The organism is Algoriphagus antarcticus (genome assembly GCF_002150685.1).
GTDB classification, from domain to species: Bacteria; Bacteroidota; Bacteroidia; order Cytophagales; family Cyclobacteriaceae; genus Algoriphagus; species Algoriphagus antarcticus.
Window position 1 is genome coordinate 213,288 of the sequence record NZ_MSSW01000001.1, and the last position, 23,323, is coordinate 236,610.

Consider the following 23,323-nt stretch of genomic DNA (forward strand, 5'->3'; position numbering starts at 1 on the left):
ATCTCTCTAAAAATCTAAAAAATGGCGAATCAAATAATATTCACTAAAGAGGCTCCAGCACCGATTGGGCCTTATTCTCAGGCAGTTTTAGCAGGAAATACGCTATATGTCTCTGGTCAAATAGCCTTGGATGCTGAGACCGGCGAATTGATCAATGAGAATATCACGGAGGAAACTCATGCGGTAATGAAAAATCTAGAAGCCGTTCTTAGAGCTGTAGATTTTACCTTTAACGATATTGTCAAATGCAGCATTTTCATCAAAAGCATGGACGAGTTTAGCACAATCAATGAGGCCTATGGACAGTACTTCAAATCAAACCCACCAGCTCGGGAAACAGTAGAAGTAAGTAAGCTTCCCAAAAATGTAAATGTAGAAATCTCCTGTATTGCTTTTAAATAACGAATTTTGAACCTATTGCCCCACGATAGTGAAACCTTAGTCAGCGCTCTTTCCAAAGAAGAAGTGTTAGGACATTTGAATCGTGTGACGCGGGAGGTCAACTATTTAGACCAAAGAACCCAAGCCAAAGGACATATTATTTTCAATGGCATAGTTGGTAAATCTGACTTTAGAATTTCTAAAGTCCTGAATAGAGCCGATACATTCCTCCCATTGATTATGGGCAAAGTCGAAGCCACTGCGCGGGGAAGCATTATATTCATCAATTACAGTTTGTTCCCAGGAGCACTGTTTTTTTTAGCTTTTTGGTCAATCGTTTTGCTTGCATTTACAGCACTTTATACATTCCTAATCCCTAATTATTGGTATGCTGCCATATGTTTAATTCTAGCCTTGGTCAATTATGTAGTGGCCATGTATTTCTTCAACAGGCAAGTGAAGTCTTCGCGCAAAGTTTTTCACCAGTTGATCAATTTTCAATTGAAGGATTAAGCCTTCTATTTCTAGGGAACAATGGCATTTGGTTTTAATTTAGCCTACGAAAAGATTCAATAAATCATACAATTATGAGCATCCGCATAGAAAAAGACACCATGGGACCTGTTGAGGTGCCTGCTGACAAATACTGGGGGGCACAGACCCAAAGATCCATTAATAACTTCAAGATCGGCGGCGAGAAAAACCGCATGCCAATCGAAATCACCCATGCATTCGCTATTTTGAAGAAAGCCGCAGCGCAAACTAATGCTGAGCTAGGCGTTTTGGATCAGGACAAAGCAGATATCATTGGAAAAGTATGTGATGAGATTTTGGAAGGAAGGCTCGATGATCAGTTCCCGCTGGTGGTATGGCAAACTGGATCGGGCACTCAATCGAACATGAACTCAAATGAGGTAATCGCCTATCGAGCACATGTGCTTTTGGGAGGTTCTTTGGAAGATTCCAAAAAGAAAATCCACCCAAATGACGATGTAAATAAGTCTCAGTCATCTAATGACACCTATCCTACGGCTATGCACATCGCTGCCTATAAAATGGTGATGGAGACCACAATCCCAGGCGTAGAAAAACTCAGAGATACCTTGACCCAAAAAGTGGAAGCATTCGAGGACGTGGTGAAAATCGGACGTACACACTTTATGGACGCGACTCCGCTTACGCTTGGACAAGAGTTTAGTGGATATGTAGCTCAGCTTAATCATGGTTTAAAAGCCTTGAGAAACACCTTATCGCATCTCTCCGAATTAGCTTTGGGAGGAACTGCCGTAGGAACTGGCCTGAATACTCCAAAGGGATATTCTGAGCTAGTGGCTAAGAAGATTGCTGAGCTATCTGGTCAGCCATTTGTGACTGCTGAAAACAAATTTGAAGCACTTGCAGCTCATGATGCTATGATAGAAACGCATGGAGCGCTAAAGCAATTGGCAGTTTCCTTAATGAAAATTGCCAATGACGTGAGGATGCTTTCTTCTGGGCCAAGATCTGGAATTGGTGAGATTTTGATTCCTGAAAACGAGCCAGGTTCATCCATCATGCCAGGCAAGGTCAACCCAACGCAAGTAGAAGCCATAACTATGGTAGCTGCTCAAGTAATGGGAAATGACGTTGCTATCTCTATCGGTGGTTCAAATGGACATTTCGAATTGAACGTCTTCAAACCAATGATCGCAGCTAATTTCCTACAATCTGCCCGTTTGATCGGAGATGCATGCGTATCATTCAATGATAATTGTGCAATAGGAATCGAACCAAATACGCCGATGATTCAGAGACATTTGGAGAATTCCTTAATGCTGGTAACAGCATTGAATCCACATATAGGCTATGAAAATGCTGCGGCTATTGCCAAGAAAGCACATAAGGAAGGAACTAACCTGAGAGAAGCTGCGATCGCGCTTAACTTGCTTACTTCTGAGCAATTTACCGACTGGGTAAAACCTGAAGAAATGACCGGTAGCTTGAAGTAATGTTCACTCTGGTATAAAACCAAAAATGGCTGCTTCTGATTAAGAGGCTGCCATTTTTATTATAATCAAATAGGTAAACTGTATCATCAGAAATAGCAAAATTAGTTATGACTCTTGCTCCTCCTGACTTACCTTTTCCTTTTGAAGCAATTGACAATCTGATTTTATAGCAGTTCTCAAATAGGGGAGTTCCTTCAGTAAGGAGTATTTCAAGTCTTTCTATCAGCTTAATTCAGATCTGAGAGAATGATATTTCTTAAGAAAATTTTCAAGCTCTTTCTCAAATTAAGGCACAGATTTGACTAGATAGGTCAAAGTTCATCAATTCAATCCCGAGCATCTTTTGCTTTCAATTTGCCTGCTTTTAATTCGAGCATTTCCTTGTAGCCCATTCTCATCTTATATATGATTAGCGAATCGCTTCAAACCAAAAAATGGCTCCGATAGATAAAGGAGCCATTTTATTTATACTTCTATTTTTTATTAATTCGGAGTCAGCGGATTTGACTTTCGTATCAATCCATCTGGCAATTCGCCCTCAGTACTTGCTACGATGGTACAAACTGTGGCGTCACCCGTGACATTTACTACGGTTCGGAACATGTCCAATATCCTATCTGGAGCGATAATCAACGCGATACCCGCAGCAGGGACACCAATCGATTCCAAGACGATAATCAGCATAATCAACCCGGCACCTGGAACACCAGCTGATCCAATGGAAGCTAGTGTTGCTGTCAAGACAATCATCAGTTGCTGTGTCAAGCTCAACTCCATACCTAAAGCCTGAGCGATAAACACCGCTGCTACGCCTTGGTAAAGACTTGTCCCATCCATATTAACAGTAGCGCCTAAAGGCAATACAAAACTCGAAATTTCTTCAGAAACACCTAATTCTTCCTCCACTTGCTTCATCGTCACTGGAAGCGTAGCAGAACTCGAACTAGTTGAGAATGCTAGCAATTGAGCTGGTCGTATTGCTTTGAAAAAATCCTTGTATTTGACTTTTGTGAAAGCCATCAAGATCAATGGGTAAACGACCAATATCATGGTAAAGAGCCCGCCCAAAACCACCAAACTGTATTTCAACAAAGCCATCAAAAGCTGAACAGCAGAATCTGGATTATCTCCTGCAATCTCAACAATCAAGGATGCCATCAGAGCAAAAACCCCGATAGGTGCTATCATCATGATGTAATTAACGATCTGAATAATGACCTCATTCAGCCCGTCGAAAAACGCGATCACTGGCGCAGCCTTACTTTTTTGCACTTGCAAAAGGGCAATACCTATAAGAATAGCGAAGAAAACCACTTGCAGCATAGCTGCATTATCCGTAGTGGCTCTAAATACATTGTCAGGAACAATATCCACCAATGGTTGTAGCGGGCTTTGCTTTTGTAATTCTGCTGCCTGTCCAACTCGGGAGCCAGCATCACCTTCGTACAGGCTCATCAAACTCTCACGCGTTTCGGGAGGTAAACTTTTGCCTGGCTGGAATACATTCACAAGCACCAAGCCTATCGTCACTGCCAAAACAGTTGTAACCAAATAGGTACCAATAGTTTTTCCACCAATCCTGCTCAATTTGGAAACATCTCCCAAATTTGAAACCCCAACAATCAAAGATGCCAGTACCAAAGGCACGGCAATCATTTTAAGAGCATTTATAAAAATCGTACCGAATGGTTTGATATAATCTAAGGTGAAGGAATTGGGAATGGAAGTCTTAATGACTACTAAGCCAAAAATCAACCCCAGAACAAGTCCGATGATAATTTGGGTATGTAAGGGTATCTTTTTAAACATATATATCTGGGTTAGAAGTCCTGCAGTTTATTGCTTTTTGACAACAAAATATAATCAGCTATGACCAAGGCCGCCATGGCTTCCACGATCGGGACAGCTCTAGGCACCACGCATGGATCGTGACGACCTTTTCCTGAAACCACGACAGTTTCGCCAGCTTCATTCACTGAATCCTGATCTGTCATTATGGTAGCGACTGGTTTGAAGGCGACATTGAAATAAATATCTTCTCCGTTGGATATTCCGCCTTGAATTCCTCCGGAATGGTTGGTAAGCGTTCGAACTTTCTCACCTACTTGAACAAATGTATCATTATGGGCAGAACCACGCATTTTCACACCTTCGAAACCACTTCCGTACTCAAAACCTTTCACTGCATTGATGCTTAGCATGGCTTTACCAAGCTCGGCATGTAATCTATCAAATACAGGTTCTCCTATTCCTACAGGAGTATTTTTGATCACACAGCTGACTACCCCACCAATTGTATCCCGATCTTTTCTAACCGAATCTATCAATTCTATCATTTCCTCAGCAATTGCTGGATCAGGACATCTCACAATGTTCTCTTCAGCCATAGCAAGATCTAATTCAGTATAACTTTTACCCAACTTCAAATCACCTACCTGAGACACATAGGCTTGAATGCTGATTCCTTTTGTTTCTAAAAGCTGTTTTGCGATAGCTCCAGCCACTACCCGAGCGGCTGTTTCTCTTGCAGAACTTCTGCCTCCTCCGCGATAATCTCTTAGTCCGTATTTTTCGAAATAGGTGAAATCAGCATGTGATGGGCGAAATTTGTCTGAGATATGAGAGTAATCTTTACTTTTTTGATCAGAATTATTGATCACAATCCCGATCGGGGTGCCGGTGGTTACTCCTTCGAAAACCCCTGATTTGATCTCAAATTCATCTTCTTCCTTGCGCTGTGTGGTAATTTTGGACTGCCCTGGCTTCCTTCGCTGCATCTCTGCAATAAGTTTAGCCTCATCTATTTTCAGTCCTGCTGGGCATCCTTCGATGATTACCCCTAGAGCCAATCCATGTGATTCACCATAGGTGGTGATCTTGAATAGCTTTCCAAATGAATTGCCCATTATCTCTTTCTAATTATCAATACGGCCAGCATTGCCACTGCGATGAGTAGCAAAACGTTGATTGCGACCGTAAAATAGTATTTATATTTCTCGTTTAAAAACCGATTGTCTTCAGTAGAAATACGATCGTATAACCCGCCTAAACGCTGACTGGAAATCGCCTGATTCACCTTACTTTCACCGGCCACAGTAATTTTCGCCTGTGGTCTCAAGGTATCATATACAGCACGCTCCGGGTCAAAATAAACCCATTCAAAATTCTTCCCAAGATCTACCACACCTGCCTCATTGATAGTGATATAATAATTGAACTCCTTGATTCCCGACACCCTGCCGTAGCCACGATTGATCTGCTGTCGGACGTTGGGATCATAGGTGTTCAAATTGGCAACAGGAAGTCTTTTGGGGGCTGAGACCGCATTTATATTACCTACGCCGCTTATGCCGAAGTTGTAGTCAAAACCCTGACCTGTTTCTACTTCAATAGTTGTGATGTTTTCTCTAATCTGAAACTGCCCCACACTCACCTCATTTTTCAAAGGATGTGGAGGAAGCGGCTTGACCTTTATCGTTTTTGGATTGGAATAAAAGGTCTTGAAATCCTCCTGTCTATTAGCTCCAAAGAACGTTGGGTTTTTGGCAATTTTATATTTGATCATCTCCCACGGGATTCTTGGGATGACTATTTCACCTTCGGAAAAAGGGAAAAATGTAGCCTCATACACCTTGAATTTTGTCCATCTTTTGCCATTAATGGTAACTTGCTCGGGATCAATATTGCTAATGTTGAAGTTTTCTTCCCATGCATTTGTAGGCTTTATTTTCTTCAAAATATCATCTAACTGCCTGCCTGGCTCATGAAAATTAAAGGGAGCCTGATTCGATTCAGACATGTAAAAAGCCAAACTCAAATTGAATCCTTCACCCTGATAAATCTCTTCTTTATCCACAGATACGGAGAAAAAAGCATCATCTTCCATCTCTACATATTCTGGATCTTCCACAGCTGATCGCCCAAAGAAATCTGCAAAAGGATCAGAAGCTGAACCACTTCCACTAGTGGTACTAGCCGCGTCTCCCACAGTGATCTTTTTTCCGCTCGAAGAATAGGCTTGTCCGTTAATCGTAAGCTCAAAAGATGGCAAAGTAAACTCTCCTTTTCTGCTCGGCTTATAATATTGTATGATGCTATTGGAACTGCTCATCTGACCATTGATAAGATTCATCGAGGACGATTGAGAGATTCCTTGTTTCTGAAAACTTGGGATCTCTGGAAATTGATCATAGGATTTGATTTTTTCGTTGCTGAGCGTTACCTTAATGGTGAAAGTTTCATTCAAACCGATCTCAGCAGGACCAAGCTCAATTTGAACATCCTGAGCTATGGCCAATCCTGAAAATAGGAAGAGGCCACATACGAAAATGAATCGGGCAAGCGTTTTAATCATGGTTGCGAAAATAGGGAATTTTCTACTCTTTGATTTCTAAAATAACGCAACATATAGAGAAATGCCTCCGTATTAAAACTTAAAATCAGTTAAAACCCTAAACTCTTTAGACTATGATAGAATATGTGAAGACTATCTTACAAAAGGTCAGCTTTTCAAATTATTTGTTTGAACGTGAGCTGAGAAAAGGACTAAGGCTAATTTCACCCACAGAAATTCAGGAATTCAAAGACTGGTGTTACCTGATGTTTGGTAAAATTCACAAGGTCATTCTCAATAGATATTTCGAGCCAGCACAAGCATTTTAAAACAAAAGCCCCGACCAAAATTGGAACGGGGCTTTTTTAATTCATGGTAGCTGTTTACCTATAATTAATCTTTTGTCGCAAAATCAGGATAGGCACGCATACTATGCTCATTGATATCTAAACCTTCCGTTTCTTCTGCTTCATCTACTCGGATTCCGACAGTCTTTTTCATGACAAAGAATATCACTCCGGCAAAAACAACGCAAAATGCTCCAACTGAAGCAATCCCAATCAGCTGAGAGACCAACTGGCTTACACCAGCCAAATCACCGAAGATGCCAACCGCCAAAGTACCCCAAATACCACCAACAAGGTGAACTGAAATCGCCCCTACTGGATCATCCACTTTGATTTTATCGAAGAAAACGACTGCAAATACGATCAAGCCACCACCTATCAAACCAATGATGATCGAAGAATTAACTCCCATCTGATCAGCTCCAGCAGTGATTCCTACTAGGCCAGCCAGAATTCCGTTCAATACCATGGTAATATCGTATGTTTTAAACATCAAATAGGAAACAATCAATGCTCCGAAAGCACCAGCAGCGGCAGCCATCGAAGTAGTCACAAAAACTTTGGAGACCAATCCCGGATCGGCACTCAGTACTGATCCACCGTTGAATCCAAACCATCCAAACCACAATAAGAAGACCCCAAGAGTAGCTAACGGAATACTATGCCCCGGAATCGCAGTCATTCCTCTCGACGTATATTTTCCGATTCTAGGCCCTAAAAGTGCAGCACCTATCAAAGCCCCCCATCCACCTACAGAGTGAACAATAGTAGATCCTGCGAAGTCATAAAATGGCGTTTCCAGTGTGTTTAGGAATCCACCACCCCATTTCCACATTCCTACAATAGGGTAACAAATACCAACATATAGAAACGAGAAAAAGATAAACGGCCCGAGCTTCACTCGCTCAGCCACGGCTCCGGACACAATAGTCGCTGCTGTAGCCGCAAACATTGCCTGAAATATAAAATCTGTAAAGTAGGTATAACCTGCATTGTAATTACTTGTATCCCAACCTTCCGGGAGTGTAAGTCCAAACCCTGCGAATCCAAAGAATGAACCTGCATATTCTGCTCCAGGGTACATTAAATTGAATCCAACAAAGGCATAAGTCAAAAGGCCAATTGCAGGGATAATCGTGTTTTTAAACAAGATATTAATAGTGTTTTTGGAGCGTGTAAGCCCAGCTTCCAAGCTGGCAAAGCCCAGGTGCATGATGAAGACCATGGTAGTGGCGATCATCATCCATAAATTATTGACAGTAAATAAGTCTTGCATTTGATAAAATAGGTTCGGTGAGTAAATGAATAAGATTAAAGTGCTTGCTCTCCTTTATCGCTGTTTCTAATGCGATAAGCGTCCAGCACGTCGTAAACGAAGATTTTTCCGTCACCAACCTGACCTGTTTTCCCTTCGGCCAGAATGCAGTTGATCACTGGCTCAACTAATTCTTCGACTGTAATTATTTCAATCTTAGTTCTAGGAATGTATGCAGGCTCATAGGGCACACCACGGTACATTTCAAGCCTGGCATGCTCCAGGCCCATTCCCTTTACTTCATAAAAAGTGAGGAATTTCACTCCAAGCCCTGCCACACAGCTGTGGATCTGGTCAAAGCGGGAAGTCCTAATAATCGCTTCAATTTTTTTCATTTTTTCAATGGGTCTAATGGTTTTTTGAGATAATGGCATAAAACTAAACAGAAAATTAAATTAAATTCATATTGAGGATAATTTTTTACCGTACATACTCACATTTTATTGCCTAAAAATGAATAGTAGGTTTAGAAAGTACCCTAGTGGGATAAAAACTTTCTACTAAAACTCAAATTATGACTTATTTAAAACCCAATCACATTTTATAAATCAAGGAGAATCTCTTGCCTCCTTGACATAAAAACTTAATTTTGCCAACGTTTTAAGAACCTATATATGAACCAGAAACCAACCTTACTTATACTTGCAGCAGGAATGGGAAGCCGATATGGCGGCAATAAGCAAATCGATGGATTTGGCCCAAACGGGGAGACCATTCTTGAATACTCTATTTTTGATGCCATCAGGGCTGGATTTGGCAAAGTCGTTTTTATCGTGCGGGAAGAAATTCTCGACTTAGCCAAAGAAATCTTCCTCCCAAAATTTGAAGGCAAAATCGAAGTTGATTTTGTTATCCAATCGCTGGACAGCTTTGTGCCTGCAGAATTGAAGCAGGCAGATCGAAAGAAGCCATTCGGTACTGCACATGCTGTGCTTTGTGCAAAGGATGTGATCAAAGAGCCCTTCGCAGTGATCAATGCAGATGATTTCTATGGAAAAGAAGCATTTGATGCGATCGGAAAATTTCTAACTACTGAGGTGAAGCCTGACCTTCATGCGATGGTAGGCTATGCGATCAAGAATGTACTTTCTGAAAATGGCACCGTAAGCCGCGGCGTATGCGAAACCAATGAAAAGGGTCATCTGATCGGAATGATTGAAAGAACTTCTATCGCCCGTGAGGATGGGAAAATCCTAAGTAAAGCCGAAGGTGAAGTTTTGGAAATAGCAGAAAACACACCAGTAAGCATGAACTTCTGGGGCTTTCATCCGGATGTATTTGCTGATATAGAGAAAATGTGGAATACTTTTCTTCCGGCAAACCTCGACAATCTTAAGTCTGAATTCTTCATCCCAACTGTCGCTAATAATCTTATTCAAGCCAATGAAGCGGCATTTGATATCTTGGAAGGTGGAAAAGTTTGGTTTGGTGTCACCTACACCGAGGACAAACCCGTGGTGATAACTTCACTGAAAAAACTGCATGAGGCTGGAGAATATCCAGCAGATCTATGGAAATAAGATAAAGGAGCTTCGGCTCCTTTTTTTATGTCTTGGTATTTATAAGGGCTTTTTTTTAGACTATAAAAAAATTTAGTACACATGATACCAATTTGGTAACCATTATTCTATCTTTGGTGTTATGAGAGTCATTGCTGTGAAAACGCTTAAAAACTGGAGCGAATCGTACCCAAAAGCTAGACAGTCCTTGCTTTCATGGTATGAAGAAGTGAGTTCAGCAGATTGGCAGAGTCCAAATATCCTGAAATCTCAATTCAGAAATGTTTCTATATTCTCAAATAAACGAGTGATCTTCAATATTCACGGTAATAGTTTTCGATTAATCGTTGACATTGAATACCGGCTAAAAATCGTCTTTATCGTGTGGTTTGGAACACATAAGGAATACGATAAAATCGATGCTAAAATAATCAGCTATGTTAAAACCAATAAAAACTAACGAAGCATACGAAATGGCGCTTGATCGTGCGTACGACTTGATACAACAAGAGTTGGAGCTTGGATCAGAGGCTTCCGATGAATTGGAGGTGCTTTCTTTATTGATCAAAGAATATGAAAATGAAAATTTTTCTATTCCAAAACCACACCCAATAGAGGCTATCAAATTTCGCTTGGAACAATCGGGGATTTCTGAGTCAGAACTTACTAAAATCCTAGGGGCTAGATCTAGAAAATCAGAGATTTTATCTGGGAAAAGAAAATTGAGTCTTTCCATGATCAGAAAATTAAACGAGAAATTAAAAATCCCGGCTTCTGTTTTGATTCAGGAGTATTGAAGAGTATTGCTTATCAAGTGGTGATTGATACACTCAAAAATTGCATGATACTGGAGATCATCAAGCTGATCTATGGAAATAAAGAAAGGGGCTTCGTCTCCTTTTTTTATGGCTCAATTAGAGGTAAAGTCTTTGATTAAGTTGAATTCTGAACCATTCTTAACTACTAGCGAAACTCTAGGGAATTCATCCAAACATTTCAAAGGTTGCTCACTATCTTCAATTATTTGAATCGGACTAAATTCTCTAAACTCCAGTTCAATCTTCTTTTTTGAAATTGGATTTATAAGATAAATGATATATTTCTGACTTGCCTCATTTACTAAGCTGTCAGTAAAAAACTTCGCATTAGACAAACAACTATGACAACTTAACTCATCATAAATAAGAATAAATCCTTCATGATCTTCAATTTCTTCGCATTCATTAGAACAACTACTATTTACTAAAATCAAAAACATCAAATACAATATGCGATTCATCAGTTAGTATTTTTTCATAATTTAAAACATTCAACCCCTTAGAACTTACAAACATGTTTGATAGTACGTACTTCCCATACTCAAAATCAACTTCCATAATTTTTTCAAAGTTTTTATTCAATACTATTATTCCAAATGGCTTGGTTCGCTGAGGGACATCTACAACGATTTCTGGTTTGGGTTTTTCTACCACTCTATAGTATAGCTCTTTGTATGAATCGTAAAATATTTTACCATAATTCATAGAATTCAAGAAGGTAGTTAATCGGTATTGTTCATGCTCCGGGCCAATTTCTTCTACACTATTGGCAAGAGACACTTTCGGCAAATCATCAGCTAAGTAAGAGGAAGCTATATGTTTTATAATTTCTTGATCTTTAGTGTTGAATACTATAATTGAATCTGAAAGACCAAATGAATATATTATATTATCACCCACTTTCTCTTGGCTCATAAAGTTGAAATAATCAGAATATACCGATTTTGTGTATTCTATTGGGAAAAGTAAATCATTGCTTACAAAAGCAGGAGAATAGATGTTATACTCAACTGCGAAATTCGAATTTTCTATTTTCTTATACTCCTCTGGCGCTGCATACATACCAGGTACGTACGCTATGGGGTTGGTTAAAAAAACTGATTGATCATGAAAAATAATCCCTGATTGCTCGGTGGCAACAGGCACTTTACCTCTGTCTTCCCTTGAAAAATCAAAATTAAACCTTTCCATATAAGAGTTTCCCAGGTCAGTTATAAAAAACCAGTTTACATTTTTTCCTGATATTAAAATGGTATCTCGATTGTGAAAATAAAAATTAGAAACGTTCCCTACTCCTTTTGGGCCCTCTACAGGATAATCAGTAGATCCAATAAGTTCTTGGTTATTATAATCGTATTGATATATTCTATTAAAAATCGGATTTGATAATAACAAAATATCTTTTGAATTTAAATTGGCTAATTGGACTCTATTTCCTCCGAAATTTGCAGTTTCATTATCTAAGGGGAATTCAATCGAAGTTACTGGTATCGCAGCAAATATGCTTTCATCCTTCTTATTTGAGCAACCAAAAATTAGAGAAATAATTATAAAGAATTTCGAATAGTTATACATATATATTCCAAAGAAAATTGAAGATCTAAAACTATTTATCATCACTTAATTTAAAATTAGGCTGGTCAAATTGATTGAACAGCCCAATTTACTTGATCTACACTAAATGTTAGGTGGGATCGATTGGAGGACAATCATCTGCTTCAAATCTACACTGATTTCCAAATCCAACACAATAGCATCCACCTTCATCTATATGCATTGCAGCATCATTTAAGCTTATTGCACAAACTGTGCACTTAGGTGTTTCTTCAGTTCTAGCCTGACTTACAAACGGGACAAGGCTTAAAAAGCCTATTGCAAAAGCAACGATCCCAAGAATTAATTTCCTTTTCATATATAAGTGTTTTATATATTATTAATATTCCAATATATGTATATATATATATATTAATAAAAAAACAAACGCTTAAAAAACTTGAAAATAATATTTTTTCTTTTAATCTATTATTAATCCATCTATATCAAAGTATCACTTACGAGCTCTACCTTTCTATTATTTCGACGCCACCATTCTCCATCGAAAAGAAAACCACATCCGCATTCAATTCTGAAAGTATCTTCTTCGATCTTTCAGGCCTGGCATCCGTCAGAAAGATCTGACCAAACGTATGCTGAGAGATCAGTTTTATCAGTTGGGCAATCCGCAAATCATCCAGCTTATCGAATATATCATCCAACAACAGAATTGGTTTTTCTCCTTTTTCTTTCTCGAAAATCTGAAACTGAGCAAGTTTAAGGGCTATGATATAAGACTTCTGCTGACCCTGACTACCAATTTTCCGTATCGGATGCTCACCTATCATAAAACTGAAATCGTCTTTGTGAATTCCGGCATTACTGTTTTTGGTAATCAGATCTTTTTTCCGAAGGCTTTTAAAATAAGCTCCAAAGTCTTCACGTAAAGCTTCCGTTTCGTAAATCACACTGACTAGTTCTTGCCCTTGGGAAATCTCCGAATAGTGACTTTGTAATAATGGAGCCATTTCTGCCAAAAGCTCATTTCGCCTACCTGCAAGCACGACACTCAATTGAATCAATTCTAAATCGTACTTATCCAAGAGTGTCAGATCACGCCTACCGGTCTCTGCAAACTTCTTCAGCAAAGCATTCCGTTGCTTCAAAAAATGATGGTACCGAATCAATTGATCAAGGTAAGCATGATCAAGCTGAGAAATCAGACCATCAAAAAACTTCCTGCGTCCGTCACTTCCCCCTTTGATCAGTTCTGTATCATCTGGAGCAATTAAGACTAACGGAATAAGCCCAACATGCTCGGAGGTTTTGGCTAATGCTTTCCCATTTTGGTAAATCTGCTTCTTTTTCCCCAGCTCAACTGTGCATCTGACTTCTAACTGTTTCGCCTCTGCCAGTTCAAATTGCCCTTTTATTGCGAAAAAATCTTTCTCGTGTTGCACGTTCAGAGTGTCGCTAGACTGCACGGCGCTTTTGGTCAAAGACAAATAATGAATACCATCCAACACATTGGTTTTTCCACTCCCATTCAGTCCCACGAAGCAATTGATCTCAATGGAAAATTGGAGTCGGGTCTTCTCATGATTTTTGAATTGTAAGAGTTCGAGAGACTTCAAGTGCATGAGATTGGGTAATTATTTCGCCGGTAGCCTGTTATTTAGGGCGGGATGATTATATTTGAAATCTAAAATTAGCATATTTTCATCATTACGATATGGCAAAGAAAACTGCAGCAACTAAGTCTAAAGTAAAATATTCAAAGGAAACTTACACCTTTTGGTACGAGAGCATGCTCTTAATGAGGAGGTTTGAGGAGAAAGCGGGGCAACTTTATGGCCAGCAAAAAATCAGAGGATTTTGTCATTTATACATTGGTCAGGAAGCTTGTGCTTCTGGAGCTATTTCAGCTTTGACCAAAGATGACAAGTGGATTACGGCTTACCGCTGTCATGCTCACCCACTTGGGTTGGGCACTGATCCAGGAGCGATCATGGCTGAGCTTTTCGGTAAAGCAACGGGAACTACTAAAGGAAAAGGTGGTTCTATGCACATTTTCGATAAGGAGAAAAACTTCATGGGAGGTCATGGAATCGTAGGAGCACAGATTCCTATGGGACTTGGAATGGGTTTCGCGGAAAAATATAAAGGCACCAAAAACCTGGCAATTTGCTACATGGGTGATGGCGCTGTACGTCAGGGGGCTTTTCACGAAGCGCTAAACTTGGCAATGCTTTATAAAACTCCGGTGATTTTCGTGATCGAGAATAACGGCTACGCCATGGGCACGGCAGTGAAGAGATCATCTAATGTGGAAGATCTTTCTACATTGGGCGAATCTTATGACATGCCATCATTTGCTGTGGACGGAATGAATGTAGAAGCTGTACACGAAGCAGTAGCAGAGGCAGCAGAAAGAGCAAGAAAAGGCGATGGCCCAACTTTGCTCGAAATGAGAACCTACCGATACAAAGGACACTCCATGTCCGATCCTCAGAAATACAGAACCAAAGAAGAGGTAGAGGAATACAAGCAGCGTGATCCAATGGAGCAGGTACTAGCTACCATCAAGGAAAATAATATTCTAAGCGAAGAGGAGATCGAGGAAATCATCAAAGACGTAAAGCAAAAGGTAACAGACGCAGTGAAATTCGCTGAAGAATCTCCTTGGCCAGAAGGGCAGGATGCTTTCAAGGATGTTTACATCCAAGAAGACTATCCATTTGTAATGGAATAAATCAAAAAAACATAACGCCTCAAAAGCCATGAATACAGAAAGCTTTCATGGCTTTTTTATTGGGCTTTGTAGAAAGTATAAAAACCGTATATTTGCGGCTGAAAATTGAGTAGCATGGCAACGAAACAAACTAAAAGAGTACACCCTGATCATCACAATGATATTTTGGAAGATCCTTCCGAGATAGCAACACGACTTGGTAGAGGTGAGGCTTTTTTAAAGCAGAATAGTAAGGTACTAGCTGGGGTATTAATCGCAGCAGTGGTTTTGATCGGAGGAATCTTGTTTTTCCAAATCAACACCCAAAACCAAAATGAGAAAGCACAGAAGGAAATGTTCCAGGCAGTGTATTTCTACGAGCAAGATAGCGTACAACTAGCGTTGAATGGTGACGGCATTAACGCTGGACTCCTCAGCATCTTGGAAGAGTATCCAAGAACAGATGCTGCAAATCTTGCACATTTCTACGTAGGCTCTATCTATCTTTCTGAGAGAAAATACGAAGAGGCAATTTCAGAATTAGAGCAATTCTCAGCTGATGATTTCTTGGTACAAGCAAAAGCTTATTCTCTAATAGGTGATGCTAATATGGAGCTTGGAAATACTGAAGAAGCTATCTCTAGCTATAAAAAAGCTGCTGAATACGATGAAAACAAGTTTTTCACTCCTAAGTATTTGACCAAACTTGCTATTGCATACGAAGCTGCAGGTAAGAACACTGAAGCAATCGCTGCGTATGGAGAGATCGAAGACAAATATTTCGAGTCATTCGAATTTGCTGCTGCGCGAAAACACAAAGCTCGCTTAGAAGGTCTTGCCTCTAAGTAATGCTTTTTCAATAGCATACTAGAAGAGTAAGGCCCTGTGGTCTTACTCTTTTTTTGTTTAAAATACTTTAAAAAGAACCTATCAATGGCAACGTCATTAAAAAGCCTTAGCGCACATTCCTCCAAAAACGTCCAGGATATCAGCAATAAAACTTTTGGCATTATCGTCTCCGAATGGAATGAAGATGTGACCGAAGCACTCTATTCTGGTGCTTACCAGACACTTTTAGAAAATGGAGCAAAAAAAGAAAATATCATTCGAAAGAATGTTCCAGGCTCATTTGAACTCACACTTGCGGCACAATGGCTAGCCCAGGAAGAAAGTATCGATGCGGTGATCTGCCTGGGCTGCGTGATCCAAGGTGAGACCAAGCATTTTGATTTCATCTGTGATGCCGTTGCTCATGGCATTACCAATGTGGGATTGAAATATAATAAACCAGTGATTTTTGGAGTATTGACTCCCAATACTCAGCAACAAGCCATGGATCGCGCTGGTGGAAAGCATGGCAACAAAGGCGACGAAGCAGCTATCACGGCTGTGAAAATGCTTGGATTCTAAGACAAAAACCTATTAACCTTTTAAGTACATCTCCTATGAAAATCATGAAATTTGGAGGCACTTCTGTGGGCCGTCCAGAACGCATGCACCAGGTAAAAGACTTGATCACCCGTGGTGATGAATCAAAAATTGTAGTCCTTTCTGCCCTTTCTGGAACTACCAACTCCTTGGTTAGCATCGGTGAGGCTTTAGCAGCTGCAGATAAATTCCTTGCAAAATCAAGGATAGATGAGCTTCATGCACATTATAACCAATTTTACCCTCAGCTACTGAAGTCTGATGTAGCTAAAGAAAAAGCACAGGAAATCATAAAGGAGCATTTTGAGTTTTTGAATATTCTGTTGAAAATATCCTTCAACGAAGCTATCAATCGTGACATTTTAGCACAAGGAGAATTGCTATCTACCAAGCTATTTCATACGCTTTTGGAAGAACTTGAGATTCCCGCAGTATTTTTATCAGCGTTTGATTTCATGAGTATTGATGAAAATGCGGAACCTGAATTGCAGAAAATATCAGACAGATTGAAGGCAATTCTTGCTCAGCATCCCGACGACAGTATTTTCATCACTCAGGGATTTATTTGCAAAAACCACCTGAATGAAGTTGACAATTTGAAGCGTGGCGGAAGTGATTATACTGCCTCGTTAGTAGCGGCTGCTATCCAAGCTACTTCCTGCGAGATTTGGACTGATATCGACGGGATGCACAATAATGATCCTAGAATCGTAGACAAAACCCGTCCAATCGCCGAAATGTCATTTGACGAAGCTGCCGAGCTTGCTTATTTCGGAGCTAAGATTCTTCACCCAGCATCCATATGGCCAGCTCAGCAATTCAATGTACCTGTGAAGCTACTCAACACCATGAAGCCAGAGGCGCAGGGGACTTTGATCAAGGCTGATGTCGCCACTGTTGGCGTAAAAGCGATTGCTGCAAAAGACGGAATCACTGCTATCAAAATCAAATCCAGCCGCATGCTGTTGGCTTATGGATTCTTGAGAAAAGTGTTTGAGATCTTCGAGAAATATAAAACTCCTATTGACATGATCACTACTTCTGAGGTGGCGGTATCCGTGACAATTGATGATCTAAGTCACCTGGAGCATATTTTGGAAGAACTTGGTACCTTCTGCAGTGTAGAAGTAGATCGAGACCAAACGATCATTTGTATCGTAGGAAATATGGTTTCGGAAAGCAAAGGCGCAATCCAATCCGTCATCGATTCACTGATAGAATATCCAGTAAGAATGGTTTCATTCGGAGGTAGCCGTCACAATGTCTCTGTTTTGGTGGATTCCAAATTCAAAAAAGAGGCACTTCAAAGTCTCAATCAAGACCTGTTTTCTTGGTAAAATGATAGCCGGCCTTGTGCCGGCTCTTTTATTTAGACTGATTCATATTACTTTTGAGGCATGCCAGCAGAAAATGATAAGCCAGGGTTTCTTACACGCCTTCAGACAAAATGGAAATTGGAAAGTCTGCTTCAGGTCGTTTTGGTTTTGGTTGTTTTTGCCTGCACGGGTTTTACTATTCTCTTTATCAAGAACCCAATCTTGGGTTTTTTCGGAGTCGATAAGAACGGTTTTATCAATACTGTATTTTATCTACTTTTAGTTCTTCCGTTATACCAAATTATTTTGCTTATCTACGGCTTTATTTTTGGTCAGTTCAGGTTCTTTTGGGAAAAGGAAAAGCAGATTTTCAGGAGAATTGGGGGGATGTTTTCGAAGAGGAAGTAATTTTTTTACCGCAGAGTCCACAGAGGTTTTCGCAGAGAGCGCAACTGAGTGGTTAAATTGCCAATATAAATCATAGGGCTATAAGCCCCTGATAATATAGACCAGCCTAGCGGACAGAGAAGAGAAATCTGACGCTAAATTTTTCAATATTCAACTATTGAGTCCACTTATAAAACTATGTTATTAGAACACAACCTCTCCAAATTGCTTTTAAGGTCACTTATTTTAGTCAAATCCCTTTTCCGGAGTGGACTCAATATTACAATCTTTCAATCCATCAAGAAATCCGACTCCAGTTTACAGCAGTTTTCTTTTGTTGTTTTACTTGTCTGAGTACAGGTGCATTTTCTGGCAAAGCCAATTCTGGGTCAACTGCCAACAACTGCTGCACAGCATCTCTAGCCAAAGTCAATATAGGAGCATCCTTGCTCAAGTCCGCGATCAGCAAATCAGTAATCCCACTTTGCTGAGTACCCATCAGATCCCCGGGGCCACGCAGTCTCAAATCTACATCAGCGATCTCAAAACCATCATTGGTCCGAACCATCGTTTCTAATCGCACGCGAGAATCCTTAGATAGCTCATACTTGCTCATCAGCACGCAATAACTTTGCTCAGCACCTCTTCCTACTCTTCCACGCAGCTGATGCAATTGAGATAGCCCAAATCGCTCTGCATTCTCAATGATCATCACCGAAGCGTTAGGCACATTCACTCCAACCTCGATTACCGTAGTAGCAACCATTATTTTGGTCTCTCCTTTTACGAAGCGTTGCATCTCATATTCCTTTGCGTCAGATTTCATGCTACCGTTTACGATGCTGATCGGATAATTTGGAAAAGCCCGTGAGATACTTTCGTAGCCATCCATGACATTCTTCAAATCCATCTTCTCGGATTCTTCGATCAGTGGATATACGATATAGACTTGCCTCCCCTTTTTTACTTCTTCATTGATAAAACCAAAAACCTTCAATCGGTCCTTGTCATATCGATGGACAGTCTGGATGGGCTTTCTACCTGCTGGCATTTCATCGATTACCGACACATCCAAATCTCCATAAAGCGTCATCGCAAGTGTTCTTGGAATCGGTGTGGCAGTCATTACCAACACATGAGGAATGAACTCCAGATTTTTCGCCCAAAGCTTGGCACGTTGGGCTACGCCAAAGCGATGTTGCTCATCTACTATGGCCAAAGCCAGATTCTGAAACTGTACGATGTCTTCCAAAAGTGCATGAGTGCCGATCAGAATTTTGAGTTCTCCGGAAAGCAGTTCTTCATGAATGATTTTTCTTGCGGACTTTTTGGTGGAACCTGTCAGCAAAGCAATTTTCAACCCCATCATGTCTGCAAATTCTTTCAGCCCTGCATAATGCTGGGTTGCCAAAATCTCCGTCGGTGCCATCAGACAAGCCTGTGCTCCAGAACTAATCGCAATCAGTGCACAAATAAAAGCCACCATGGTCTTACCGCTTCCCACATCACCTTGAATGAGACGATTCATTTGTCTTCCAGATTTCAGATCTGCATATGACTCACGAATTACCCTCTTTTGAGCATTGGTAAGTTCGAATGGAATATGATTGGTATAAAACTCAGTGAGTAATTCTGTATTGTTTAATACTTGACCCTGAAATTTCTCCGTCCGAGCCACCTTCAGCATCAACAACCGAAGCTGAAGGAAGAAAAACTCCTCGAATTTCAAACGCCTTCTGGCTCGTTGAAGTAGATCTGGTTTGGTGGGAAAATGTATTTCCCGAATGGCTACTTGCTTATCAATGAGTTGGTACTGCTCTTTAGTTTCAACTGACAGCGTTTCCTGAATATGTGGAATGCAAACCTGCACTAGTTGCTCCATGATTTTGGAGATACCTTTGGAATCCAAAAACCTCGCTCGAAGCTTCTCAGTTGTAGAATAAATAGGCTGGAAATTATTTCGATTCTCATTGGCAGTGCTCAGTGGTTCCATCTCTGGGTGAGCGATGCTCCACTTTCTGCCAAATTGAGCTGGCTTTCCTAGAAATACGAAAACAGCTCCAGTGACCAAATGCTTTTGCACCCAAGCGATACCCTTGAACCAAGTCATTTCCATCTCACCAGTCTCGTCCGCGACTTGAGCTACCAGTCGCTTCTTATTGCCCATCCCGATAAGCTCTACTTTACGGATTTTCGCAATTACCTGCACAGATTCCAAATCTGAGTGAAGCTCTCGAATCTTAAAAAACTTGGTCCTATCCTCGTATCGAAAAGGATAATGCTGTAGCAATTCCCCAAAGGTGAAAATATTCAACTCCTTGTTGATCAGAGCGGCACGCTGCGGGCCTACTCCTTTGAGAAACTCTATTTTAGTGTCAAAAAAACCTGGCAAGGAAAATTGATTTTTGGGTTAAGACAAATTAAACCCACTCCGTTCAATTGACAATAACAATGACTGGAATTGTCTGAAATCAATTTTAGGATTGAGTGACAGATTTCCAAATTTTCTTCAATTCAGGCTTTGCATCTTGAAGCCTTCTCAGCAAAAGCATCTGATTTTTTGCACGATGGAAATTCTGCCTTGGATACTCTACTTTATAATAAATATTGCCTTGCAAGTGATCCGTCATAAACCGAAGCCCCATAATGCAGGTCATCACTTCACCTGCCAAAATCAAAGACCTAACCTCTTCTGCGGTAGCCATTGCTTTCACTCCTTCCCAATATCCTTTGAGCAGTTGCTCGAACACAGGAACTTCAAGTTTGATTATATCCCAAAATTGACTCGTTTCAGATTCTGAGCAGGCGACTGTCCGCACCAAATCCCCAAAATCATACATCAAATATCCACCCATCAACGTGTCCAAATCAACCAATGCCTCCACTTTGGAGAGATCATTTGAAAAAATCAGGTTATTGATTTTGGTATCGTTATGAGTTAATCGATGAGGCAAAACAGTTTGAAACACTTTGTATTCAGCAATCAGCTCATTTTGTCCCAAATAAAAATCCAGAACTTCCTGATCATCAAGGGAGTTAGTCTCCTTGGTTTTTGCAACTTCCTGAAGCTTTGCAAAGCGCAAATCCAATCGATGAAAATCAGGAATAGATTCTTGTAAATGGGAAGTATCAACGTCTTTTCCCCAATCAGCAAAAACTCCGTAAGCTTTAGCGGCTAGATACGCTTGATCCAGAGTCGTGATTTGCTGGATCGTTTGACCCGATACAAAATCAAACAAACGAAAAAGCTTCCCATTCCAATCTGTAATAAGTGTTTGAGCCGAATTGGGAATAGGTAGCGGCAAAGTAAACGGAAGCAGACTATCATCTCCCTGCGATTTGACCTGACGCTGATTGTGAGTGATCCGCTCGGGAAACTGGAAAACAGCATTGTTAAATTCCTGTAGGATGTATTGAGAATCTTCTGATTCGATCAAATAAGTGCCGTGAATAAGGCCAGCGCCGAAAGAATGAAATGTGAAATTCTCAAAAGATTTGAACGAATATGCAGCTAGAATGCTGGCGATGTTTTCCTTAATCATAGCCCAAAGCTATAGGATAGCTTTCAAATCGGAATTATTGGCACAAAAAAAACCGATCAAAATGATCGGTTTTAATTCTTAATAGCTTAAAATCAATTGTTTTGATAAATTCTCAAGAATCCGTCGCGTTCGGAACTTACGATTAGCAACGGTTTTCCATTTGGACTTTCCTCAGCCGAAATAAACAAAACTCCTTCGGGCGCATCACCTGTTTCCAGCACCTGTATGAAGTTGAAAGAAGAAATTCCTTTCAATTCATAGACCATCACGGCATCAACTCGTTCCATTCCTACGAAAACTAATGTCTTTTCATTGATCGCTCCCATAGTCACGCCTTCTGGTTCAACACCCTTATTATCACTTCTTCCATCATCATACGAATTTGGCGCAGCCGCAATGAAATCTTTCTCCAGGCTATTATAATCCATCACCATAGCTCCGCTTGCACCATCCCAAACAGTAAAGGATCTAGCACCGATACCGTAAAGTTTCTCAAATTTGCCATCGCCATTTGCATCTCCGGCACTGGTTGTGACCGTATATCTACCCATATTCTCATCTTTCTGAAGCTGTTCAGCATTTGGAAAAGCAAAGGGATCCAGATCGAGATCTTTCACTCTTGATTCCTCACTATAACCATCGTAATCGCGCGTATCTCCTTCATTTGCGGTGATTAGGTAATTATTCCCATTTACTGAATAATTAACCAACGCATCTGGCAAGAAATAAGAAAATAAAGGCCAGCTTTTCAGAGTCACTTCATTGTCTCTATCACTAACATCCAATTCATTTCCATCAAGAGAATTGTCTTTTAGACCAAAAGGGAAAACATCCGTAATTGTCTTGGTACTCAAGTTTACCTTCGCCATACCGTTATTTTCTTGTAAGGTCACCCAAGCAAATTCTGAGTTCTCGTCAATAGCCACATATTCTGGTTCCACATCTTGAGCAAGGCTAGCTCCCGCGCCAAATACTCGGAATCCCTTAGACATCAAACTTGTCTTCTGGCTTTCAAAACCTTCAAAACCTAGCGTTGAAACCGAAAAACTAGCGTTGACATCGATCACAGATATAGTTCCAACTGGATCTATCGTGTAGGCATCATTTGGCTCTCCCTCGTTTGCGGAGACTATGAATCTTCCATTTGGGCTGAAAATCACCATATCTGGCAAAGCACCCACGGCAACCTGGGCAATCGGACTCGTGAGTTGATCAGTAGAAAATACGACCACCATTCCAGGGTCAGTTTTTGTATTCGCCTCCACAGCCATCGCCAGCATGCCATTTTTTACTGCTACAGAATTTACTCCTCCGCCAAATTGGGTGACATCTATAGAGCCAGTAATTGTCGGATTGGACGGATCTGAGAAGTTCACAATATCTACTTTGGAGCTGCCACTATTATTTACAACAAAGAGTTGATTCGTCTCAGGATCAAAAGCCGTAATTTCTGCTGCTGCTTCACCTCCTATCTTGATGGATGATATTTGAGCAAAGTCCACAGTAGTAATTAAAATTGGATCATGGTGATTACAACTGAACAGCGCGGATAAAATCAGAAATGATACGTAATGTTTCTTCATTTGATAAAAATTAAACTGGTTTAAAAACAAAAGCAATTTCATCACTGCGTTTCACCATAACATGAAATAGAGATTAGGTTTATATTAAGAAATTCTTCCAAATGGGACGATATGATGAAATC

Annotated in this window: 23 protein-coding genes; 11 read left to right on the forward strand and 12 right to left on the reverse strand. The window is 40.4% G+C overall.

Going from position 1 to position 23,323, the window contains the following annotated elements; translation table 11 throughout:
• Positions 1-21: 21 nt before the first annotated feature.
• From BVH04_RS00865 to fumC, 3 genes are all read left to right on the forward strand, one after another.
• On the forward strand, positions 22-402 hold the full coding sequence (locus tag BVH04_RS00865; protein ID WP_086539443.1) for a RidA family protein: 381 nt from the start codon (positions 22-24) through the stop codon (positions 400-402).
• A 15-nt stretch (positions 403-417) separates the two neighbouring features.
• Entirely contained in the window at positions 418-894 is a 477-nt protein-coding gene (locus BVH04_RS00870; RefSeq protein ID WP_086539444.1) for a hypothetical protein, read from the forward strand.
• A gap of 74 nt (positions 895-968) precedes the next feature.
• A complete protein-coding gene (gene fumC / locus BVH04_RS00875) occupies positions 969-2,369 on the forward strand; it encodes a class II fumarate hydratase (RefSeq protein WP_086539445.1) in 1,401 nt (466 codons plus the stop codon).
• Positions 2,370-2,852: 483 nt separating this feature from the next.
• Here the strand turns inward: fumC and BVH04_RS00885 are convergent, their stop codons facing one another.
• The 5 genes from BVH04_RS00885 to BVH04_RS00910 form a co-directional block, all read right to left on the reverse strand.
• On the reverse strand, positions 2,853-4,178 hold the full coding sequence (locus tag BVH04_RS00885; RefSeq protein WP_086539447.1) for a dicarboxylate/amino acid:cation symporter: 1,326 nt from the start codon (positions 4,176-4,178) through the stop codon (positions 2,853-2,855).
• Between the two features lie 11 nt (positions 4,179-4,189).
• Positions 4,190-5,275, reverse strand: coding sequence for a chorismate synthase (gene aroC / locus BVH04_RS00890; RefSeq protein WP_086539448.1), 1,086 nt, complete (start codon positions 5,273-5,275; stop codon positions 4,190-4,192).
• Positions 5,275-6,723: a BatD family protein gene (locus tag BVH04_RS00895; protein WP_086539449.1), complete on the reverse strand. Its 1,449-nt coding sequence runs from the start codon at positions 6,721-6,723 to the stop codon at positions 5,275-5,277. The genes aroC and BVH04_RS00895 overlap by 1 nt, the downstream gene beginning before the upstream one ends.
• 372 nt (positions 6,724-7,095) lie before the next feature.
• On the reverse strand, positions 7,096-8,325 hold the full coding sequence (locus BVH04_RS00905) for an ammonium transporter (protein WP_086539451.1): 1,230 nt from the start codon (positions 8,323-8,325) through the stop codon (positions 7,096-7,098).
• Between the two features lie 35 nt (positions 8,326-8,360).
• Positions 8,361-8,699, reverse strand: a complete 339-nt coding sequence (locus BVH04_RS00910) for a P-II family nitrogen regulator (protein ID WP_086539507.1) — start codon at positions 8,697-8,699, stop codon at positions 8,361-8,363.
• Positions 8,700-8,978: 279 nt separating this feature from the next.
• On the opposite strand from BVH04_RS00910, the gene BVH04_RS00915 reads away from it, so the two are divergent.
• From BVH04_RS00915 to BVH04_RS00925, 3 genes are all read left to right on the forward strand, one after another.
• Complete coding sequence (locus BVH04_RS00915; protein ID WP_086539452.1) at positions 8,979-9,884, forward strand: nucleotidyltransferase family protein; 906 nt, start codon at positions 8,979-8,981, stop codon at positions 9,882-9,884.
• A 121-nt stretch (positions 9,885-10,005) separates the two neighbouring features.
• Positions 10,006-10,323 carry a type II toxin-antitoxin system HigB family toxin gene (locus BVH04_RS00920; RefSeq protein ID WP_086539453.1) on the forward strand — a complete coding sequence of 106 codons (318 nt, stop codon included), beginning with the start codon at positions 10,006-10,008 and terminating at the stop codon, positions 10,321-10,323.
• The gene (locus tag BVH04_RS00925; protein WP_086539454.1) at positions 10,301-10,660 is read left to right on the forward strand and encodes a helix-turn-helix domain-containing protein; all 360 of its coding nucleotides are present in this window, start codon (positions 10,301-10,303) and stop codon (positions 10,658-10,660) included. Before BVH04_RS00920 ends, BVH04_RS00925 begins: the two co-directional genes overlap by 23 nt.
• 113 nt (positions 10,661-10,773) lie before the next feature.
• On the opposite strand, the gene BVH04_RS00930 is transcribed toward BVH04_RS00925, so the two are convergent.
• The 4 genes from BVH04_RS00930 to recF all read right to left on the reverse strand — a co-directional run bounded on the left by BVH04_RS00930 (position 10,774) and on the right by recF (position 13,854).
• On the reverse strand, positions 10,774-11,142 hold the full coding sequence (locus BVH04_RS00930; RefSeq protein ID WP_140160496.1) for a hypothetical protein: 369 nt from the start codon (positions 11,140-11,142) through the stop codon (positions 10,774-10,776).
• Positions 11,099-12,256, reverse strand: a complete 1,158-nt coding sequence (locus BVH04_RS00935) for a DUF4221 family protein (RefSeq protein ID WP_169714332.1) — start codon at positions 12,254-12,256, stop codon at positions 11,099-11,101. Before BVH04_RS00935 ends, BVH04_RS00930 begins: the two co-directional genes overlap by 44 nt.
• A 109-nt stretch (positions 12,257-12,365) precedes the next feature.
• Positions 12,366-12,593 carry a hypothetical protein gene (locus tag BVH04_RS00940; RefSeq protein ID WP_086539457.1) on the reverse strand — a complete coding sequence of 76 codons (228 nt, stop codon included), beginning with the start codon at positions 12,591-12,593 and terminating at the stop codon, positions 12,366-12,368.
• 148 nt (positions 12,594-12,741) lie between these two features.
• Positions 12,742-13,854, reverse strand: a complete 1,113-nt coding sequence (gene recF / locus BVH04_RS00945; protein WP_086539458.1) for a DNA replication/repair protein RecF — start codon at positions 13,852-13,854, stop codon at positions 12,742-12,744.
• Between the two features lie 92 nt (positions 13,855-13,946).
• Here recF and pdhA point away from each other — a divergent pair, with 92 nt between their 5' ends.
• From pdhA to BVH04_RS00970, 5 genes are all read left to right on the forward strand, one after another.
• Positions 13,947-14,966, forward strand: a complete 1,020-nt coding sequence (gene pdhA / locus BVH04_RS00950; protein ID WP_086539459.1) for a pyruvate dehydrogenase (acetyl-transferring) E1 component subunit alpha — start codon at positions 13,947-13,949, stop codon at positions 14,964-14,966.
• A gap of 114 nt (positions 14,967-15,080) precedes the next feature.
• Positions 15,081-15,794: a tetratricopeptide repeat protein gene (locus BVH04_RS00955; protein ID WP_086539460.1), complete on the forward strand. Its 714-nt coding sequence runs from the start codon at positions 15,081-15,083 to the stop codon at positions 15,792-15,794.
• A gap of 84 nt (positions 15,795-15,878) precedes the next feature.
• Positions 15,879-16,355 carry a 6,7-dimethyl-8-ribityllumazine synthase gene (ribH, locus tag BVH04_RS00960; protein WP_086539461.1) on the forward strand — a complete coding sequence of 159 codons (477 nt, stop codon included), beginning with the start codon at positions 15,879-15,881 and terminating at the stop codon, positions 16,353-16,355.
• A gap of 35 nt (positions 16,356-16,390) precedes the next feature.
• On the forward strand, positions 16,391-17,710 hold the full coding sequence (locus tag BVH04_RS00965; RefSeq protein ID WP_086539462.1) for an aspartate kinase: 1,320 nt from the start codon (positions 16,391-16,393) through the stop codon (positions 17,708-17,710).
• 60 nt (positions 17,711-17,770) lie between these two features.
• On the forward strand, positions 17,771-18,097 hold the full coding sequence (locus BVH04_RS00970; RefSeq protein ID WP_086539463.1) for a DUF6787 family protein: 327 nt from the start codon (positions 17,771-17,773) through the stop codon (positions 18,095-18,097).
• Between the two features lie 277 nt (positions 18,098-18,374).
• Here BVH04_RS00970 and recG read toward each other — a convergent pair whose 3' ends face one another.
• The 3 genes from recG to BVH04_RS00985 all read right to left on the reverse strand — a co-directional run bounded on the left by recG (position 18,375) and on the right by BVH04_RS00985 (position 23,201).
• Complete coding sequence (gene recG, locus BVH04_RS00975) at positions 18,375-20,468, reverse strand: ATP-dependent DNA helicase RecG (RefSeq protein ID WP_086539464.1); 2,094 nt, start codon at positions 20,466-20,468, stop codon at positions 18,375-18,377.
• An 85-nt stretch (positions 20,469-20,553) separates the two neighbouring features.
• Positions 20,554-21,618 carry a phosphotransferase enzyme family protein gene (locus BVH04_RS00980; RefSeq protein WP_086539465.1) on the reverse strand — a complete coding sequence of 355 codons (1,065 nt, stop codon included), beginning with the start codon at positions 21,616-21,618 and terminating at the stop codon, positions 20,554-20,556.
• A 92-nt stretch (positions 21,619-21,710) separates the two neighbouring features.
• Entirely contained in the window at positions 21,711-23,201 is a 1,491-nt protein-coding gene (locus tag BVH04_RS00985) for a choice-of-anchor I family protein (RefSeq protein WP_086539508.1), read from the reverse strand.
• Positions 23,202-23,323: the final 122 nt, after the last annotated feature.

What these genes read in the sequence shown, in the direction of transcription:
- BVH04_RS00865 (WP_086539443.1), top strand. Translation starts at nt 22, where the DNA reads ATGGCGAATCAAATAATATTCACTAAAGAGGCTCCAGCACCGATTGGG.
- fumC (WP_086539445.1), top strand. Translation starts at nt 969, where the DNA reads ATGAGCATCCGCATAGAAAAAGACACCATGGGACCTGTTGAGGTGCCT.
- BVH04_RS00885 (WP_086539447.1), bottom strand. Translation starts at nt 4,178, where the DNA reads ATGTTTAAAAAGATACCCTTACATACCCAAATTATCATCGGACTTGTT.
- aroC (WP_086539448.1), bottom strand. Translation starts at nt 5,275, where the DNA reads ATGGGCAATTCATTTGGAAAGCTATTCAAGATCACCACCTATGGTGAA.
- BVH04_RS00895 (WP_086539449.1), bottom strand. Translation starts at nt 6,723, where the DNA reads ATGATTAAAACGCTTGCCCGATTCATTTTCGTATGTGGCCTCTTCCTA.
- BVH04_RS00905 (WP_086539451.1), bottom strand. Translation starts at nt 8,325, where the DNA reads ATGCAAGACTTATTTACTGTCAATAATTTATGGATGATGATCGCCACT.
- BVH04_RS00910 (WP_086539507.1), bottom strand. Translation starts at nt 8,699, where the DNA reads ATGAAAAAAATTGAAGCGATTATTAGGACTTCCCGCTTTGACCAGATC.
- BVH04_RS00915 (WP_086539452.1), top strand. Translation starts at nt 8,979, where the DNA reads ATGAACCAGAAACCAACCTTACTTATACTTGCAGCAGGAATGGGAAGC.
- BVH04_RS00920 (WP_086539453.1), top strand. Translation starts at nt 10,006, where the DNA reads ATGAGAGTCATTGCTGTGAAAACGCTTAAAAACTGGAGCGAATCGTAC.
- BVH04_RS00925 (WP_086539454.1), top strand. Translation starts at nt 10,301, where the DNA reads ATGTTAAAACCAATAAAAACTAACGAAGCATACGAAATGGCGCTTGAT.
- BVH04_RS00930 (WP_140160496.1), bottom strand. Translation starts at nt 11,142, where the DNA reads ATGAATCGCATATTGTATTTGATGTTTTTGATTTTAGTAAATAGTAGT.
- BVH04_RS00935 (WP_169714332.1), bottom strand. Translation starts at nt 12,256, where the DNA reads ATGTATAACTATTCGAAATTCTTTATAATTATTTCTCTAATTTTTGGT.
- BVH04_RS00940 (WP_086539457.1), bottom strand. Translation starts at nt 12,593, where the DNA reads ATGAAAAGGAAATTAATTCTTGGGATCGTTGCTTTTGCAATAGGCTTT.
- recF (WP_086539458.1), bottom strand. Translation starts at nt 13,854, where the DNA reads ATGCACTTGAAGTCTCTCGAACTCTTACAATTCAAAAATCATGAGAAG.
- pdhA (WP_086539459.1), top strand. Translation starts at nt 13,947, where the DNA reads ATGGCAAAGAAAACTGCAGCAACTAAGTCTAAAGTAAAATATTCAAAG.
- BVH04_RS00955 (WP_086539460.1), top strand. Translation starts at nt 15,081, where the DNA reads ATGGCAACGAAACAAACTAAAAGAGTACACCCTGATCATCACAATGAT.
- ribH (WP_086539461.1), top strand. Translation starts at nt 15,879, where the DNA reads ATGGCAACGTCATTAAAAAGCCTTAGCGCACATTCCTCCAAAAACGTC.
- BVH04_RS00965 (WP_086539462.1), top strand. Translation starts at nt 16,391, where the DNA reads ATGAAAATCATGAAATTTGGAGGCACTTCTGTGGGCCGTCCAGAACGC.
- BVH04_RS00970 (WP_086539463.1), top strand. Translation starts at nt 17,771, where the DNA reads ATGCCAGCAGAAAATGATAAGCCAGGGTTTCTTACACGCCTTCAGACA.
- BVH04_RS00980 (WP_086539465.1), bottom strand. Translation starts at nt 21,618, where the DNA reads ATGATTAAGGAAAACATCGCCAGCATTCTAGCTGCATATTCGTTCAAA.
- BVH04_RS00985 (WP_086539508.1), bottom strand. Translation starts at nt 23,201, where the DNA reads ATGAAGAAACATTACGTATCATTTCTGATTTTATCCGCGCTGTTCAGT.